This is a genomic window from Streptococcus sp. 1343, from assembly GCF_013277355.1.
GTDB classification, from domain to species: Bacteria; Bacillota; Bacilli; order Lactobacillales; family Streptococcaceae; genus Streptococcus; species Streptococcus pseudopneumoniae.
On sequence record NZ_VMMT01000022.1, the window covers coordinates 94,359 to 111,662 of the forward strand.

Annotated in this window: 11 protein-coding genes and 1 pseudogene; 10 read left to right on the forward strand and 2 right to left on the reverse strand. The window is 42.2% G+C overall.

Annotated elements, in window-relative coordinates:
* Positions 1–49: 49 nt before the first annotated feature.
* Positions 50–3,910: an LPXTG-anchored pullulanase SpuA gene (spuA, locus tag HT709_RS03735; RefSeq protein ID WP_101514417.1), complete on the reverse strand. Its 3,861-nt coding sequence runs from the start codon at positions 3,908–3,910 to the stop codon at positions 50–52.
* 505 nt (positions 3,911–4,415) lie between these two features.
* On the opposite strand from spuA, the gene HT709_RS03740 reads away from it, so the two are divergent.
* Positions 4,416–6,413, forward strand: coding sequence for a thiol-activated cytolysin family protein (locus tag HT709_RS03740; protein WP_138703071.1), 1,998 nt, complete (start codon positions 4,416–4,418; stop codon positions 6,411–6,413).
* A gap of 257 nt (positions 6,414–6,670) precedes the next feature.
* Here HT709_RS03740 and HT709_RS03745 read toward each other — a convergent pair.
* Positions 6,671–6,831, reverse strand: a pseudogene (locus HT709_RS03745) (helix-turn-helix domain-containing protein); the annotation flags it as partial.
* Between the two features lie 275 nt (positions 6,832–7,106).
* On the opposite strand from HT709_RS03745, the gene rpsL reads away from it, so the two are divergent.
* The 9 genes from rpsL to HT709_RS03785 all read left to right on the forward strand — a co-directional run bounded on the left by rpsL (position 7,107) and on the right by HT709_RS03785 (position 17,250).
* The gene (gene rpsL, locus HT709_RS03750) at positions 7,107–7,520 is read left to right on the forward strand and encodes a 30S ribosomal protein S12 (protein ID WP_001142332.1); all 414 of its coding nucleotides are present in this window, start codon (positions 7,107–7,109) and stop codon (positions 7,518–7,520) included.
* A 19-nt stretch (positions 7,521–7,539) separates the two neighbouring features.
* Positions 7,540–8,010: a 30S ribosomal protein S7 gene (gene rpsG / locus HT709_RS03755; RefSeq protein WP_000087873.1), complete on the forward strand. Its 471-nt coding sequence runs from the start codon at positions 7,540–7,542 to the stop codon at positions 8,008–8,010.
* A gap of 278 nt (positions 8,011–8,288) precedes the next feature.
* Positions 8,289–10,370: an elongation factor G gene (gene fusA / locus HT709_RS03760; protein ID WP_000090345.1), complete on the forward strand. Its 2,082-nt coding sequence runs from the start codon at positions 8,289–8,291 to the stop codon at positions 10,368–10,370.
* A gap of 103 nt (positions 10,371–10,473) precedes the next feature.
* Positions 10,474–14,865 carry a PolC-type DNA polymerase III gene (locus tag HT709_RS03765; protein ID WP_000071434.1) on the forward strand — a complete coding sequence of 1,464 codons (4,392 nt, stop codon included), beginning with the start codon at positions 10,474–10,476 and terminating at the stop codon, positions 14,863–14,865.
* A gap of 37 nt (positions 14,866–14,902) precedes the next feature.
* On the forward strand, positions 14,903–15,166 hold the full coding sequence (locus HT709_RS11700; RefSeq protein ID WP_240156666.1) for a hypothetical protein: 264 nt from the start codon (positions 14,903–14,905) through the stop codon (positions 15,164–15,166).
* Entirely contained in the window at positions 15,132–15,581 is a 450-nt protein-coding gene (locus HT709_RS03770) for a hypothetical protein (protein WP_240156667.1), read from the forward strand. The genes HT709_RS11700 and HT709_RS03770 overlap by 35 nt, the downstream gene beginning before the upstream one ends.
* A gap of 13 nt (positions 15,582–15,594) precedes the next feature.
* A complete protein-coding gene (locus HT709_RS03775) occupies positions 15,595–15,747 on the forward strand; it encodes a hypothetical protein (protein WP_031222513.1) in 153 nt (50 codons plus the stop codon).
* Positions 15,748–15,768: 21 nt separating this feature from the next.
* Positions 15,769–17,010, forward strand: coding sequence for an aminopeptidase (locus tag HT709_RS03780; RefSeq protein WP_172925527.1), 1,242 nt, complete (start codon positions 15,769–15,771; stop codon positions 17,008–17,010).
* A gap of 9 nt (positions 17,011–17,019) precedes the next feature.
* Complete coding sequence (locus HT709_RS03785) at positions 17,020–17,250, forward strand: GlsB/YeaQ/YmgE family stress response membrane protein (RefSeq protein ID WP_000901572.1); 231 nt, start codon at positions 17,020–17,022, stop codon at positions 17,248–17,250.
* Positions 17,251–17,304 lie beyond the last annotated feature (54 nt).

Genomic DNA, 17,304 nt, shown 5'->3' on the forward strand with positions numbered 1-17,304 from the left:
AATCCCCCGAGCGTTAAGGCTTGGGGGATAGTTCTATAGGAGGGCTAGTTTAGTTCTCTTTTTTATTTTTTAGTAAGAAACCGAGACCAAGGAGCGCAAGGAGGCTGATTCCTGCAAATAGGAGTTTGTTTTCGTTTTTGATTCCTGTATTTGGAAGTTCAGCTTGTTTATCTGGGGTTGCAGGTATATTTTCCTTGCTAGAGTTTTCTACCGATTCGTTTCGAACCGCTTCTTTTACAGATGATGCTTGTGCTTCTTGTGCTGGTTGTGAAGCTTGTGAACCAGTTGTAGCTTGGCTAGGTTTATTTTCTGCATCAGCTACTGTTGCAGATGGTTTAGTAGAATCAGGTTTAGCTTCTGGAGCTGGATCTTGATGTGCAGGGTGAGAAGCTTCATTTTGATGTTCAGGCTTGGAAGGGGTTGAGTCTGGTTTCTCTTCTGCAGTTGACTCATGGCTAGTTCCATTTTGAGAGACTCGAAGAACAGTGGCTGTAAGGGCATTCAATTTCAAGCCTTTTTCAGTCCATTCAAGTCCTTGAGGGTTGGCAATTCCGACTGGTCCTGCTTGGTTTTCATCTGCTAAAACTTCAGCATTTCTGAGGTGGGCAAAGGCAGTTCCCAAGTTAAATTCGCGAGCTTTTTCATCCGCATTGACAAAGACTGCGTAGATATCACCGTTTGGAGCAGTGATTTGGTAGCCAATCACTACATCCTCTTTTTCCACGCCATTTTGACCTGGGACAGTGATGAGGTGGACACGGTCTTTGATATCTTGGAGACTCTTAAGTCGGAAGGCATCTGTAGATTGACGAAGGGCAATCAACCCTTTCATATAGTCACGGCTCTTGACATTTTCAGGATATGCTTTTCCATCTGTAGCCTTAGTCCAGTCAAACTTGTTAATAGCATCACTCGAATCGTAAGAGTCATGGATGAAGTAAGGATAGTCAAATGGATTGCCATCCTTATCACGCAACAAGTGAGATTTGTTTGGTTGTTTATCCTCTGCTACTGGAGTCTTGTAGGCCGGGTCACGGAATTGTTTGGTACGCCCGTATTCCTGACCAGAGTGGATAAACGGAGTTCCTTGAGCTGTCAAGACCATGAGGTTTCCAAGTCGCAAACGACGGTGGATTTCAGCATAGTTCTCAGCCTTGCTTGGGTCTTTTTTGATAGACTGGGCAATGATGTCAAAGAGGGTCAAGTTATCATGGGCTGCGATGTATTGGATGACATCTCCAGGACTGTCTGCTTCAAAGTTGGTTGGTTGAGCAATGAGATTTTTAAAGATAGTGTTGATATCACGCTTGCCACCTGTGATAAAGGCAGGTTGACCTTCGTTTGGATAACCAGACTTGAGGTTGTTACGGATGTCATCTGAGAAGACAGCGACAGTATCGGTATGTTTCATCCAATCTTGGTCAGCAGCTTTAGTAGGCATATTTTCATCACCAGCATAGGTTCTCCAACCTTCACCAAGCATGATTAGGTTTGGATTGAGGGCGCGTGCAGCCTTGTAAGCTTCTTCGATAGAAGCGGCGTCATGGTCTCCCATCATATCGAAACGGAAGCCATCCACTTTGTAGGTATCAACTAGATATTTGATAGAGTCAACTAGGATCCGTTTGCTCATATGGTGGGTTGTCCCCAAGCGTCCACCACCAAAGCTAGTTCGAGGTGTCCCATCAGCATCCATAAAGTGGTAGTAGTTTGGTTCTAAATCTTCAAAGAGATCGACTTTGGCTGTATGGTTATAAACTACGTCTAGGATAGCTCCCATGCCACGTTTGTGGATTTCGTTGATGAGGTTTTTAAATTCTGCGATTCGTTTTTCTGGATTCTTAGGATCGCTTGAGTACATACCAGTCAATGAGAAGTAGTTTTGAGGGTCATATCCCCAGTTGTAGTTGCTGTTGCTTGAAGCATAGTCAGACAAGCGTTCATGGTTTTTCAATTCATTGACAAAGTAGTAAGACAAGACTGGAAGGAGCTGGATGTGGGTCACACCTAAGTCTTTGAGGTAGTCTAGTTTTTCAATAAAGGCTTCAAAGGTACCAAATGGTTTGGTCAAGTCTTTTGCAATGGCAGGATCTGAAGTGAAATCACGCACATGAGCTTCGTAGATAACGGCGTCTTCACGAGTCTTGAAATTGTGAATCTTACCATAAGTTAAGTCTTGAGGTCCGAGTTTAGCTGGATCTACAAAGGCGGCTTTAGCCACTTTATGGGCATCGTCAATCTTGGCATCGTCGCTATTCCAAGCAGCAAGAGATTTAGCGTAAGGATCGAGTGCAAGAACAGTTTTACCTTGACGCTCGATTTGGTATTGATAGTAGTATCCAGTGAAATCGGTGATTCCGAGTTTGTTTGTGCTGTCTAGAGTTTGTTTCCAAGTTCCTCTTTCCCCTTTTTCAAGAGCGACAGTTCCAACTACTTTGTCAGGGTCATTCTTGTCGTAGACAACGACAGAAACCTTATCAGCACTTGGTGACCAGAGGGTCAAATCAACTTGTTTTCCTTCTTCTTTAAGATCAGCTCCAAGTTTACCATCATAGCTGTAAGCCTCATCTTTCAGGCGCCAGCTTGTTTTGGTAGTGAATTGGCCGGAATTGTAGCTAACAGTATATGGGTGTTTTGTGTCAGAGAAATCTCCGCTGTAGGTCACTTTTTTACCAGCTTCATCTATTGCAACATCGGTGATAGCTACTTTATTTCCTAGGTGATTAGTGATGTTGGAGTGTTTGAGGATATCCTCTTTTTTAGCACCGACAAGTGTTGAAAAACTACTTTCAATGCTAGAAGTTCCTACGTGTTGGGCCCCTGTCATGCGGATATCATGGACATAGTATGGATTTGTGTAAATTGATTCGTCATCGTCTTTTAGGAAAATTTGGCTATGATTTTTCAAATCTGTAAACTTATAATCTTCTTTACGGATTTTCACGTCGTCTCCTTCTTTGCTCTCATCTAGTAATAAAAATCCAAATTCTCTTGCGGCTTCATTAAGAGGAATGTCGATATAGCGGCCATATTTGCCTGTAGCCGTAAAGTCTGTTCCGTCAGGCCATTGAGCGCTACTTGGATTTTTCACATCTCCCCAGTACCAGAGAGATTTCTTGTCATAGTTGCCATCTGTGCGGTAGTAGTTGACGCGAACAGTTCCTGCAGGCTGTGGCTCGTAAGAGAAAACCTTGTAATCTTGGTCTAACCAAGCCTCGTTCATTTTTGGAACTAGTTTTTCTATAGATTTATCGCCGGTTAGATTTTTTCCAGCTGTATTGTTGATGAGGAAGCTAATTTTCTTGGCTTCTTCTCCCTTTAATTTGACATCTAGGTAATAGCCGTAGTCATCTTTTTTGGCATCCTTGAAGGACAAGGCTCCGTTTGGCCAATTTTCAGATGGTTTTTCAACATCGTCCCAAGTCCATAGTCCTTGAGCATCCTTGTTTTTTTCAGGAAGTTTTTTGACATGGATACGGAAGTAGTTATCTTCGATGGGCTCTTCTGCCTTAGTTTCAGTCGTTACTGGACTAGTGGAAGTAGTTGTCTCACTTGAACGATCTTGTCCAGTTTGTGGTGCTGGATCGGCTGGGCTTGCAACAGGAGTGGTAGCCTCTGTTGCAGGTTTTTCTTCTTTCTCTAGGGAAGCGCTTGCATTATTAGGTGAAGAAAAATCGCTTTCTTTCTTACCAGTGCTAGTTGCTGTATCAGTAAGAGGCTGGGCAAGGGCAGTAGTAGTTTCACTATTATTTGCGTTAGTGGTTGGTGTACTTTCGTCTGCTGAGATAGTTGGTGTAGCCATGGCAAGCAAGACAAGGCTTGCGCCGATAAGGACAGAACCAGTTCCATTTTTGAGGGAACGGATGCTGTAGACCATTTTTTTCTCAGTTTGAGCTGGTGTTTTTCTCATGATGATTCTCCAATCAATAAATTTCTATACCAGTATAGCATGTAGTAAAACAATATGCAAGCGTTTTCTTTGGTTTGTCAAAGAAATTCTTACTTTTGAGAAGTTTTCCGTATTATTTTATATATCAGTATAAATAATGGAAATAATACTCAATGAAANNTTTTCGAAGAGTATAAAAATGTCACATAAGACAAGACGTATTATTAGGAAGATGATGTGTTTTCAGCTATTTTTATTCAGAAATTGATCTCTAATATTTCTTTTAAAAAGCTCATCTAGTGAAATTATAAATAGGAAAAGAAAAAAGTTAGTGTTTTTCAAGTGTTATCTAGTTTCCAAACTATAGTATTTACTGGAAATCGAAAGAAAATATCAGAAAATTCAGCAAACGTTTTCTTCTTATTTTCTTGACTTTTTTGCTGGTTTGTGCTTGACTTTTGCTTGAAATTTGATAGACTATAGACAAATAGGAAAACGCATTCATTTAAAAACGGAGGAATAAGGAATGAATCAAGAAAAACGTTTGCATCGCTTTGTCAAAAAGTGTGGACTCGGTGTGTGTAGTGCTGTTGTTGCGGCCTTTTTATTGAACGCTCAGGGAGTAGCTTTGGCTACAGAGCAAGGGAATCGTCCAGTTGAGACAGAAAACATCGCTCGTGGAAAACAAGCTAGTCAAAGTTCTACTGCTTATGGAGGAGCTGCTACACGAGCAGTGGATGGTAATGTTGATAGTGACTATGGGCACCATTCTGTAACGCATACAAACTTTGAAGACAATGCTTGGTGGCAAGTTGATCTTGGAAAAACAGAGAATGTTGGAAAAGTTAAACTTTACAATCGTGGAGATGGGAATGTAGCTAATCGTCTTTCCAATTTTGATGTTGTTTTGTTAAATGAAGCAAAACAAGAAGTTGCTCGTCAACACTTTGATAGTTTGAATGGGAAGGCAGAACTTGAAGTTTTCTTCACCGCCAAAGACGCTCGTTATGTAAAAGTGGAGTTGAAAACTAAAAATACTCCATTGAGCTTGGCAGAAGTGGAAGTATTCCGTTCAGCAACAACTCAAGTTGGACAGGACAGAACCGCACCAGTAGTAAATCAAACATCAGCATTGAAAGACTACCTTTTTGGTTTAACTTATAATCCTTTGGATATTTTAACTCGCAAGGGAGAAACCTTAGAAAATCGCTACAACACAAGTGCTAAGGAACAAAATGGAGAGTTTGTCGTTGTAGAAAAAATCAAGAAAACCCTCTCTACAGGCACAGCAGATGTTTCCATCAATGGAAATCAAAATGTCTTCCTAGGTGGCTTGTATAAAGCCAACCAAAATCTGCTAGAAAATCAGCCAGAATTGATTAGTCTTGCCCGTGCAAAGGGGACAGTCAGCGTCGATTTACCTGGTATGATTCAGTCTGACAGCCGAATTGAAGCAGATCCTACAACTAGTGGTATGCAGTCTGCGATGAATACCTTGGTTGAAAGATGGACAAAGAATTACTCATCTAGCCATTCCGTTCCTGCCCGTGTTCAGTATGAATCAACTACAGCCTATAGCATGAACCAATTGAAAGCAAAATTTGGTGCAGACTTTGAAAAAGCAGGCGCACCGCTCAAGATTGACTTTGAGGCTGTGCAAAAGGGTGAAAAGCAAATTGAAGTTGTAAACTTTAAACAAATTTACTATACAGCGACATTTGATGCACCGACCAATCCAGCGGCTGTATTTGACAAGAGTGTGACACCTGAAGATTTAAAACAAAGAGGCGTTGATTCACAAACTCCACCTGTATATGTATCAAACGTTTCTTACGGACGTCAAATCTATGTTAAGTTTGAGTCAACAAGTAAGTCTACTGAATTAAAAGCAGCTATTAATGCGGTTATCAAAGGTGCAACAATTGCTCCAAATTCTGAATGGAGCCGTCTATTGAAGAATACTTCTGTAACAGCAGTAATTGTAGGAGGTAATGCTAGCGGTGCTGGCAAAGTTGTCACAGGAACAGTCGAAAACTTGAAGGAACTCATCAGAGAAGGAGCTAACTTTAGCGCTCAAAGTCCAGCTGTGCCAATCTCATATAAGACTGCCTTCCTAAAAGATAATGCCCAAGCAACTTTACAAAATAGTACAGACTATATCGAAACGAAGGTTACTTCTTACAAAAATGGTTTCTTGAAACTTCATCATAAGGGTGCTTATATTGCGCGTTACTACATTTATTGGGATGAAATTACATATGATGAACAAGGAAATCCAGAAATCCGTTCACGTCAATGGGAAGATAACGGAAAAAACAGAACTTCAGGCTTCCAAACAGAGATTCAATTTAGAGGAAATGTCCGTAATCTTCGTATCAAGGTTCAAGAAAAGACAGGTCTTGTATGGGAACCATGGCGTACAGTTTACAACCGCACAGACTTACCACTAGTACAACAGCGTACAATTACACATTGGGGAACAACTCTAAACCCTAAAGTTGATGAAAAAATTGTGAATGAGTAACGATTTGATTTACTTGATTCGATAGTAAACAGTGAAGAGGAGGAACTTCGATTCCTCCTCTTTTATGATTGACTTTTGAGAGAATGAAAAGAGGAACTTCTATAGTAGCTTGAAACTAGAATAGTACGTTGTTGCTATTAAAACATTTCTAGAAATTAAGTTGACTTTCCCAATAGATTTGTTCATGTCTTATTTCAATTCAATATAAAACTAACTTCCAGTTTTCCACAACCTAGCTTTTAGTATGAGAAAAATGCGTTGTTACAGACATAAGGAGCTTTTTGATAAGTGTGCAATCCGTGCAATCAGATTTGACGGATGTTGGATGCATGATGCGATTGCGCTTAATTTCCTTTGAAATCGTTGACGGGCCTTTTCCCATATTATCAACGATGGAACGGAAAGTCTCACACTTAATTCCACCATAAAAATCCGTTTTAGACTAATTTCCACTTCGATCAGGCAAATGGAAGTTACTTTGAGAAGTTAGCTTAGGAAAAGATTAACAATAAAAAAGAAAAATATCTTGACAAGCAAGGGAAAATTTTGTTACAATAATAGACGGTACTTTTTACTTTTGGTCTCTCAAGAGTGTACAGGGACGTGCTGACAAATGTTGCAAAAGTACACACAGATGATATCTGTCACCAAGTGTATCATCACCAAAAATAAAAAAAACACAGGAGTATGTAGATGCCTACAATTAACCAATTGGTTCGCAAACCGCGTAAATCAAAAGTAGAAAAATCTAAATCACCAGCTTTGAACGTTGGTTACAACAGTCATAAAAAAGTTCAAACAAACGTTTCTTCACCACAAAAACGTGGTGTTGCAACTCGTGTTGGAACAATGACACCTAAAAAACCTAACTCAGCCCTTCGTAAATTCGCTCGTGTACGTTTGAGCAACCTTATCGAAGTTACTGCCTACATCCCAGGTATCGGACACAACTTGCAAGAACACAGCGTGGTTCTTCTTCGTGGTGGACGTGTAAAAGACCTTCCAGGGGTACGTTACCATATCGTCCGTGGTGCACTTGATACTGCAGGTGTTAACGATCGTAAACAAGGCCGTTCTAAATACGGTACTAAACGTCCAAAAGCATAAGGAAAGGGGATAAAGAGAAATGAGTCGTAAAAATAGAGCTCCAAAACGTGACGTATTGCCAGATCCGCTTTACAATTCACAACTAGTTACTCGTCTTATCAACCGCGTTATGCTTGACGGTAAACGTGGTACAGCTGCTTCAATCGTTTACGGTGCTTTTGAGCAAATCAAAGAAGCTACTGGCAACGATGCACTTGAAGTATTTGAAACAGCTATGGAAAACATCATGCCTGTACTTGAAGTACGTGCACGTCGTGTTGGTGGTTCTAACTACCAAGTCCCAGTTGAAGTTCGTCCAGAACGTCGTACAACACTTGGACTTCGTTGGTTGGTAACAATCGCTCGTCTTCGTGGTGAACACACAATGCAAGACCGTCTCGCAAAAGAAATCTTGGATGCTGCTAACAACACTGGTGCAGCTGTTAAGAAACGTGAAGACACTCACCGTATGGCTGAAGCTAACCGTGCATTCGCACACTTCCGTTGGTAAGATTAAGATACTAAGGGCGTTAAAAAAGCGACTGAAAATTAGGAAGCTTGACGAAGAATCGAAGATTCTAGGAGAGCTTATCTATTTTCCAAGCTTTTAGCCTGGGTTCAAATTAGCTAAATCGATTAGTATTAGCTATAACTCAACTTACCATCTCGTAAGTTGAAACCAACAATAGCATGAAAACATTGAGAACGGGTAGGTCCTGCCTATCCGTTTTTATTAAAATCGTGTTATAATAGAATAGAAATCAAAAATAAATAGGAGAAACAAACCTCATGGCACGCGAATTTTCACTTGAAAAAACTCGTAATATCGGTATCATGGCTCACGTCGATGCTGGTAAAACAACTACAACTGAGCGTATCCTTTACTACACTGGTAAAATCCACAAAATCGGTGAAACTCACGAAGGTGCGTCACAAATGGACTGGATGGAGCAAGAGCAAGAGCGTGGTATCACTATCACATCTGCTGCGACAACAGCTCAATGGAACAACCACCGCGTAAACATCATCGACACACCAGGACACGTGGACTTCACTATCGAAGTACAACGTTCTCTTCGTGTATTGGACGGTGCGGTTACAGTTCTTGACTCACAATCAGGTGTTGAGCCTCAAACTGAAACAGTTTGGCGTCAAGCAACTGAGTATGGAGTTCCACGTATCGTATTTGCCAACAAAATGGACAAAATCGGTGCTGACTTCCTTTACTCTGTAAGCACACTTCACGATCGTCTTCAAGCAAATGCCCACCCAATCCAATTGCCAATCGGTTCTGAAGATGACTTCCGTGGTATCATCGACTTAATCAAGATGAAAGCTGAAATCTATACTAACGACCTTGGTACAGATATCCTTGAAGAAGACATCCCAGCTGAATACCTTGACCAAGCTCAAGAATACCGTGAAAAATTGATTGAAGCAGTTGCTGAAACTGACGAAGAATTGATGATGAAATACCTCGAAGGTGAAGAAATCACTAACGAAGAATTGAAAGCTGGTATCCGTAAAGCGACTATCAACGTTGAATTCTTCCCAGTATTGTGTGGTTCAGCCTTCAAAAACAAAGGTGTTCAATTGATGCTTGATGCGGTTATCGACTACCTTCCAAGCCCACTTGACATCCCAGCAATCAAAGGTATTAACCCAGATACAGACGCTGAAGAAACTCGTCCAGCATCTGATGAAGAGCCATTTGCAGCTCTTGCCTTCAAGATCATGACTGACCCATTCGTAGGTCGTTTGACATTCTTCCGTGTTTACTCAGGTGTTCTTCAATCAGGTTCATACGTATTGAACACTTCCAAAGGTAAACGTGAACGTATCGGACGTATCCTTCAAATGCACGCCAACAGCCGTCAAGAAATCGACACTGTTTACTCAGGTGATATCGCTGCTGCCGTTGGTTTGAAAGATACTACAACTGGTGACTCATTGACAGATGAAAAAGCTAAAATCATCCTTGAGTCAATCAACGTTCCAGAACCAGTTATCCAATTGATGGTTGAGCCAAAATCTAAAGCTGACCAAGACAAGATGGGTATCGCCCTTCAAAAATTGGCTGAAGAAGATCCAACATTCCGCGTTGAAACAAACGTTGAAACTGGTGAAACAGTTATCTCTGGTATGGGTGAGCTTCACCTTGATGTCCTTGTTGATCGTATGCGTCGTGAGTTCAAAGTTGAAGCAAACGTAGGTGCTCCTCAAGTATCTTACCGTGAAACATTCCGCGCTTCTACTCAAGCTCGTGGATTCTTCAAACGTCAGTCTGGTGGTAAAGGTCAATTTGGTGATGTATGGATTGAATTTACTCCAAACGAAGAAGGTAAAGGATTCGAATTCGAAAACGCAATCGTCGGTGGTGTGGTTCCTCGTGAATTTATCCCAGCGGTTGAAAAAGGTTTGGTAGAATCTATGGCTAACGGTGTTCTTGCAGGTTACCCAATGGTTGACGTTAAAGCTAAACTTTACGATGGTTCATACCACGATGTCGACTCATCTGAAACTGCCTTCAAGATCGCGGCTTCACTTGCTCTGAAAGAAGCTGCTAAATCAGCACAACCAGCTATCCTTGAACCAATGATGCTTGTAACAATCACTGTTCCAGAAGAAAACCTTGGTGATGTTATGGGTCACGTAACTGCTCGTCGTGGACGTGTAGATGGTATGGAAGCACACGGTAACAGCCAAATCGTTCGTGCTTACGTTCCACTTGCTGAAATGTTCGGTTACGCAACAGTTCTTCGTTCTGCATCTCAAGGACGTGGTACATTCATGATGGTATTTGACCACTACGAAGATGTACCTAAGTCAGTACAAGAAGAAATCATTAAGAAAAACAAAGGTGAAGACTAATCAGTCCTCGCTCTAGAAGGAAGTCACTTAGTGGCTTCCTTTTGTCTTTAGAAAATACCTCTAAATATGGTAAAATAGTAGGAGAATAATGTGAGGAAAATGAATGTCAAACAGTTTTGAAATTTTGATGAATCAATTGGGGATGCCTGCTGAAATGAGACAGGCTCCTGCTTTATCACAGGCTGATATTGAGCGAGTTGTAGTTCATAAAATTAGTAAGGTATGGGAGTTTCATTTCATATTTTCTAATATTTTACCGATTGAAATCTTTTTAGAATTAAAGAAAGGTTTAAGCGAAGAATTTTCTAAGACAGGCAATAAAGCTGTTTTTGAGATCAAGGCTCTGTCTCAAGAATTTTCAAATCAGCTCTTGCAGGCCTATTATAGAGAAGCTTTTTCTGAAGGGCCATGTGCTAGTCAAGGTTTTAAATCTCTTTATCAGAATTTGCAAGTTCGTGCTGAGGGCAATCAACTCTTTATTGAGGGTTCAGAGGCGATTGATAAGGAACATTTTAAGAAGAATCATCTTCCTAATTTAGCGAAACAACTTGAACAATTTGGCTTTCCAACTTTTAATTGTCAAGTAGAGAAAAATGATGTGCTGACCCAAGAGCAAGAGGAAGCCTTTCATGCTGAAAATGAGCAGATTGTTCAAGCTGCCAATGAGGAAGCGCTTCGTGCTATGGAACAACTGGAACAGATGGCACCACCTCCAGCTGAAGAGAAACCAGCCTTTGATTTTCAAGCCAAAAAAGCTGCAGCTAAACCCAAGCTGGATAAGGCGGAGATTACTCCTATGATCGAAGTGACGACGGAGGAAAATCGTTTGGTATTTGAAGGGGTTGTTTTTGATGTGGAGCAAAAAGTGACCAGAACAGGGCGTGTTTTGATCAACTTTAAAATGACGGACTACACTTCAAGTTTTTCTATGCAAAAGTGGGTTAAAAATGAGGAAGAAGCTCAAAAGTTTGATCTCATCAAGAAGAATTCTTGGCTCCGAGTGCGTGGGAATGTGGAGATGAATAACTTCACACGAGATTTGACGATGAACGTACAGGATGTGCAGGAAGTTGTTCACTATGAGCGGAAGGATTTGATGCCAGAAGGTGAGCGTCGGGTTGAGTTTCATGCTCATACTAACATGTCGACTATGGATGCTTTGCCAGAGGTAGAAGAAATCGTTGCAACAGCTGCTAAGTGGGGACACAAGGCGGTTGCCATCACGGATCATGGAAATGTCCAGTCCTTCCCACATGGCTATAAGGCGGCTAAGAAAGCGGGAATCCAGCTGATCTATGGGATGGAAGCCAATATCGTGGAGGACCGTGTCCCTATCGTCTATAACGAAGTGGAGATGGACTTGTCAGAAGCGACCTATGTGGTCTTTGACGTGGAAACGACGGGACTTTCAGCTATCTATAATGATTTGATTCAGGTTGCGGCCTCTAAGATGTACAAGGGGAATGTCATTGCTGAATTTGATGAATTTATTAATCCTGGACATCCCTTGTCAGCGTTTACTACTGAGTTGACTGGAATTACAGATGACCATGTCAAAAATGCTAAACCACTGGAACAAGTGTTACAGGAATTTCAAGAATTTTGCAAGGATACGGTCCTAGTCGCCCACAATGCGACCTTTGACGTTGGCTTTATGAATGCCAATTATGAGCGTCATGGTCTGCCAAAGATTAGTCAGCCAGTGATTGATACGCTGGAGTTTGCTCGAAACCTCTATCCTGAGTACAAACGTCATGGTTTGGGGCCTTTGACTAAGCGTTTTGGTGTGGCTTTGGAACATCACCACATGGCCAACTACGATGCGGAAGCTACTGGTCGTCTGCTTTTCATCTTTATCAAAGAGGTGGCAGAAAAACATGGTGTGACCGACTTGGATAGACTAAACATTGATTTGATTAGTCCAGATTCTTATAAAAAAGCTCGGATTAAACATGCGACCATTTATGTCAAGAATCAAGTAGGGCTAAAAAATATCTTTAAGCTGGTTTCCTTGTCTAATACCAAGTACTTTGAAGGGGTACCACGGATTCCGAGAACGGTTCTAGATGCCCATCGGGAGGGCTTGATTTTAGGATCAGCTTGTGCAGAAGGCGAAGTTTTTGATGCAGTCGTTTCCCAAGGTGTGGATGCGGCGGTTGAGTTGGCTAAGTATTATGACTTTATCGAGGTTATGCCACCTGCTATTTATGCTCCCTTGATTGCCAAGGAGCAGGTCAAGGATATGGAGGAACTCCAGACCATTATCAAGAGTTTGATAGAGGTTGGAGACCGCCTTGGCAAGCCTGTTCTGGCTACGGGAAATGTCCACTATATCGAACCGGAAGAAGAGATTTATCGTGAAATTATCGTCCGTAGTTTGGGACAGGGGGCTATGATTAACCGAACCATTGGTCATGGTGAACATGCCCAACCCGCTCCTCTTCCCAAGGCTCATTTTCGAACGACTAATGAGATGTTGGATGAATTTGCCTTCTTGGGAGAGGAACTGGCTCGTAAACTGGTTATTGAAAATCCCAATGCCTTAGCAGAAATCTTTGAACCTGTTGAGGTCGTTAAGGGTGACTTGTACACGCCTTTCATCAACAAGGCTGAAGAAACAGTTGCCGAATTAACCTATAAGAAGGCCTTTGAGATTTATGGAAATCCGTTGCCAGATATTGTTGATTTGCGGATTGAAAAAGAACTAACCTCTATTTTGGGGAATGGATTTGCCGTGATTTATCTAGCCTCGCAGATGCTGGTGCAACGTTCCAATGAACGGGGTTACTTGGTTGGTTCCCGTGGATCTGTTGGTTCCAGTTTCGTTGCGACTATGATTGGGATTACGGAGGTTAATCCTCTCTCTCCTCACTATGTCTGTGGTCAGTGTCAGTATAGTGAGTTTATCACCGATGGATCTTACGGTTCAGGTTTTGATATGCCCAATAAGGACTGTCCAAACTGTGGTCACAAACTCAGCAAAAATGGGCAAGATATTCCTTTCGAGACCTTCCTTGGTTTTGATGGGGATAAGGTTCCTGATATTGACTTGAACTTTTCGGGAGAAGACCAGCCTAGCGCCCACTTGGATGTGCGTGATATCTTTGGTGAGGAATATGCCTTCCGTGCAGGAACGGTTGGTACGGTGGCTGCCAAGACTGCCTATGGCTTTGTAAAGGGCTATGAGCGAGATTATGGCAAGTTTTATCGTGACGCAGAGGTAGAACGCCTCGCTCAAGGTGCCGCTGGTGTCAAGCGGACAACAGGACAACACCCGGGGGGAATCGTTGTTATTCCTAACTACATGGATGTCTATGATTTTACGCCTGTCCAGTATCCAGCAGATGATGTGACGGCTGAATGGCAGACCACTCACTTTAACTTCCACGATATCGATGAGAATGTCCTCAAGCTAGATGTTCTAGGACATGATGATCCGACCATGATTCGGAAACTTCAGGATTTGTCTGGGATTGACCCTAATGAAATTCCTATGGATGACGAAGGCGTGATGGCACTCTTTTCTGGGACTGATGTGCTAGGAGTAACACCTGAGCAAATCGGAACGCCTACGGGTATGCTGGGGATTCCAGAGTTTGGAACCAACTTTGTCCGAGGCATGGTAGATGAAACCCATCCGACGACTTTTGCGGAGTTGCTTCAGCTCTCAGGTCTATCCCATGGTACAGATGTCTGGTTGGGAAATGCCCAAGATTTGATTAAGCAAGGAATAGCAGACCTATCGACTGTTATTGGTTGTCGGGACGACATCATGGTTTACCTCATGCATGCTGGTCTCGAACCTAAGATGGCCTTTACCATCATGGAACGGGTACGTAAGGGATTGTGGCTCAAGATTTCCGAAGAGGAACGCAATGGCTACATCGAAGCCATGAAGGCTAATAAGGTACCAGAGTGGTATATCGAATCCTGTGGGAAAATTAAGTACATGTTCCCTAAAGCCCATGCGGCAGCCTACGTTATGATGGCCTTGCGCGTAGCTTACTTCAAGGTTCATCATCCCATTTATTACTACTGTGCTTATTTCTCAATCCGTGCTAAGGCTTTTGATATCAAGACCATGGGGGCGGGCTTGGAGGCTATCAAGCGCAGAATGGAAGAAATCTCTGAAAAACGGAAGAACAATGAAGCCTCTAATGTAGAAATTGATCTTTATACAACTCTTGAGATTGTCAATGAGATGTGGGAGCGTGGCTTTAAGTTTGGCAAACTCGATCTCTACCGCAGTGATGCGACTGAATTCCTCATCGATGGAGACACCCTCATCCCGCCATTTGTAGCAATGGATGGTCTGGGAGAGAACGTTGCTAAGCAGTTGGTGCGAGCGCGTGAAGAGGGAGAATTCCTCTCTAAAACAGAACTACGCAAGCGTGGTGGACTCTCATCAACCTTGGTTGAAAAGATGGATGAGATGGGGATTCTTGGAAATATGCCAGAGGATAACCAGCTCAGCTTGTTTGATGATTTGTTTTAATAGTTTGAAATGTCTTGTGTAGGTTTGAGGTTGTATCATGATGGAAAAGAAAAAAAGAGCAACACCCTGGAAACCAGGGAAAGTTATTTCCATACGTTTGCGAAATGGCGTTTATGTATTAGCACAAATGGTGCGTGATCCCTATCTGGTATTTTTCAACCATTTTAATGAGGAAAATAACTGGAAGGGAGTGACCTTGAAAGATGAAGATATCCTCTTTTGTAAGGCTGTTACTCGCCAGTTTCTACGCTATAGTCCTGTAGCGATTGTCAAAGAAGTTACCCCCCCTGTTAAATTATGAACTGCCTAAAGAATGGATTTATAGCCATATTGGAGGGCATCCTATTACTGTTTCGGTAAAGGGAAGGGAGCGCCAACTTGCTGGTTTTGGTAGACGTTGTTCTTTGGTCCTGGCGGATAAAGACAGTGGACTACCAGAAGATAATCCACTTATGGGACTCTTCCAAACCTATATCATATCAGATATCAAAGAACAGGATTGGGATCGGGTAGGTCAGGCTGAACTTATGTCTATTGAAGTATTTCCAACACTCAACGAACGTCTCTATCTTTGCTTTCTTTATGGGAAAAATATAAATCCAGAACAAGATATCTCTTTAGGAAAGCCTCTGCCTGATGACTATGAAACCTATATAGATATCCTCACAAATAGTCCAGAGGCACGACGCCTCTACCTAGGAGAGCATGAAGAATAAGAAAGGACATTTCATGAAACTAAGAATTTTTGCGGAAGACAAACCAGCTGAAAAAGTCTTTGAGTATCAATTAGACCTTGCTGATCAGACAATTCTTCTATCAACAGCACTTTTGTCAGGTGTCATTGCTTTAGCAGGATTATTCTCTGCTGTGAAAGAAAAATAAAAATAGAAAAGAGAAAATTACATGGTTTTACCAAATTTTAAAGAAAATCTAGAAAAATATGCGAAATTGTTGGTTGCGAACGGAATTAACGTGCAACCTGGTCACACTTTGGCTCTCTCTATTGATGTGGAGCAACGTGAATTGGCACATCTAATCGTGAAAGAAGCTTATGCCTTGGGTGCGCATGAGGTCATCGTTCAGTGGACAGATGATGTGATTAACCGTGAGAAATTCCTCCATGCCCCGATGGAGCGTTTGGACAATGTGCCAGAATACAAGATTGCTGAGATGAACTATCTCTTGGAAAACAAAGCTAGCCGTCTTGGAGTTCGTTCATCTGATCCAGGTGCCTTGAACGGTGTGGATGCTGACAAGCTATCAGCTTCTGCTAAAGCTATGGGACTTGCCATGAAGCCTATGCGTATCGCGACTCAATCTAACAAGGTTAGCTGGACGGTAGCAGCCGCTGCTGGACTTGAGTGGGCTAAGAAAGTCTTTCCAAATGCTGCGAACGATGAAGAAGCAGTCGGTCTCCTTTGGGACCAAATTTTCAAAACTTGCCGTGTCTATGAAGAAGATCCTGTTAAGGCTTGGGAAGAGCATGCAGCTATCCTCAAGAGCAAGGCAGATATGCTTAATAAAGAGCAATTTTCAGCTCTTCACTACACAGCACCAGGAACAGATTTGACCCTTGGATTGCCGAAGAACCACGTTTGGGAATCAGCTGGCGCTATTAATGCGCAGGGCGAAGGATTCTTGCCAAATATGCCGACAGAGGAAGTCTTTACAGCACCTGACTTCCGTCGTGCAGATGGTTATGTAACGTCTACAAAACCGCTTAGTTATAACGGAAATATTATCGAAGGAATTAAAGTAACCTTTAAGGATGGACAAATTGTGGATATCACTGCAGAAAAAGGCGATCAGGTCATGAAAGACCTTGTCTTCGAAAATGCGGGTGCGCGTGCCTTGGGTGAATGTGCCTTGGTACCAGATCCAAGCCCAATTTCTCAGTCAGGCATTACCTTCTTTAATACCCTTTTCGATGAGAATGCCTCAAACCACTTGGCGATTGGTGCAGCCTATGCTACTAGCGTAGTTGGTGGAGCGGAGATGAGCGAAGAGGATCTTGAAGCTGCGGGGCTTAACCGTTCAGATGTTCACGTAGACTTTATGATTGGTTCTAACCAAATGGATATCGATGGTATCCGTGAGGATGGGACACGTGTACCACTCTTCCGTAACGGAGATTGGGCAAATTAAGGAGATAATATGTTAGGAAGTATGTTCGTTGGTCTCCTAGTGGGATTTTTAGCAGGTACTCTGACCAATCGTGGAGAGCGAATGGGATGTTTTGGAAAAATGTTTCTCGGATGGATTGGTGCCTTTATAGGCCATTTGCTTTTTGGGACTTGGGGACCGATAATAGCAGGAACTGCCATTATTCCGGCAGTACTAGGTTCCATGATTGTTTTAGCGATTTTCTGGAGACGAGGAAGTTAATTTCTTAAATCTGATACTCAATGAAAATCAAATAGCAAACTAGGAAACTAGCCG

What these genes read in the sequence shown, in the direction of transcription:
- HT709_RS03765 (WP_000071434.1), top strand. Translation starts at nt 10,474, where the DNA reads ATGTCAAACAGTTTTGAAATTTTGATGAATCAATTGGGGATGCCTGCT.
- HT709_RS03780 (WP_172925527.1), top strand. Translation starts at nt 15,769, where the DNA reads ATGGTTTTACCAAATTTTAAAGAAAATCTAGAAAAATATGCGAAATTG.
- HT709_RS03775 (WP_031222513.1), top strand. Translation starts at nt 15,595, where the DNA reads ATGAAACTAAGAATTTTTGCGGAAGACAAACCAGCTGAAAAAGTCTTT.
- fusA (WP_000090345.1), top strand. Translation starts at nt 8,289, where the DNA reads ATGGCACGCGAATTTTCACTTGAAAAAACTCGTAATATCGGTATCATG.
- HT709_RS03785 (WP_000901572.1), top strand. Translation starts at nt 17,020, where the DNA reads ATGTTAGGAAGTATGTTCGTTGGTCTCCTAGTGGGATTTTTAGCAGGT.
- rpsG (WP_000087873.1), top strand. Translation starts at nt 7,540, where the DNA reads ATGAGTCGTAAAAATAGAGCTCCAAAACGTGACGTATTGCCAGATCCG.
- spuA (WP_101514417.1), bottom strand. Translation starts at nt 3,910, where the DNA reads ATGAGAAAAACACCAGCTCAAACTGAGAAAAAAATGGTCTACAGCATC.
- HT709_RS11700 (WP_240156666.1), top strand. Translation starts at nt 14,903, where the DNA reads ATGATGGAAAAGAAAAAAAGAGCAACACCCTGGAAACCAGGGAAAGTT.
- HT709_RS03740 (WP_138703071.1), top strand. Translation starts at nt 4,416, where the DNA reads ATGAATCAAGAAAAACGTTTGCATCGCTTTGTCAAAAAGTGTGGACTC.
- rpsL (WP_001142332.1), top strand. Translation starts at nt 7,107, where the DNA reads ATGCCTACAATTAACCAATTGGTTCGCAAACCGCGTAAATCAAAAGTA.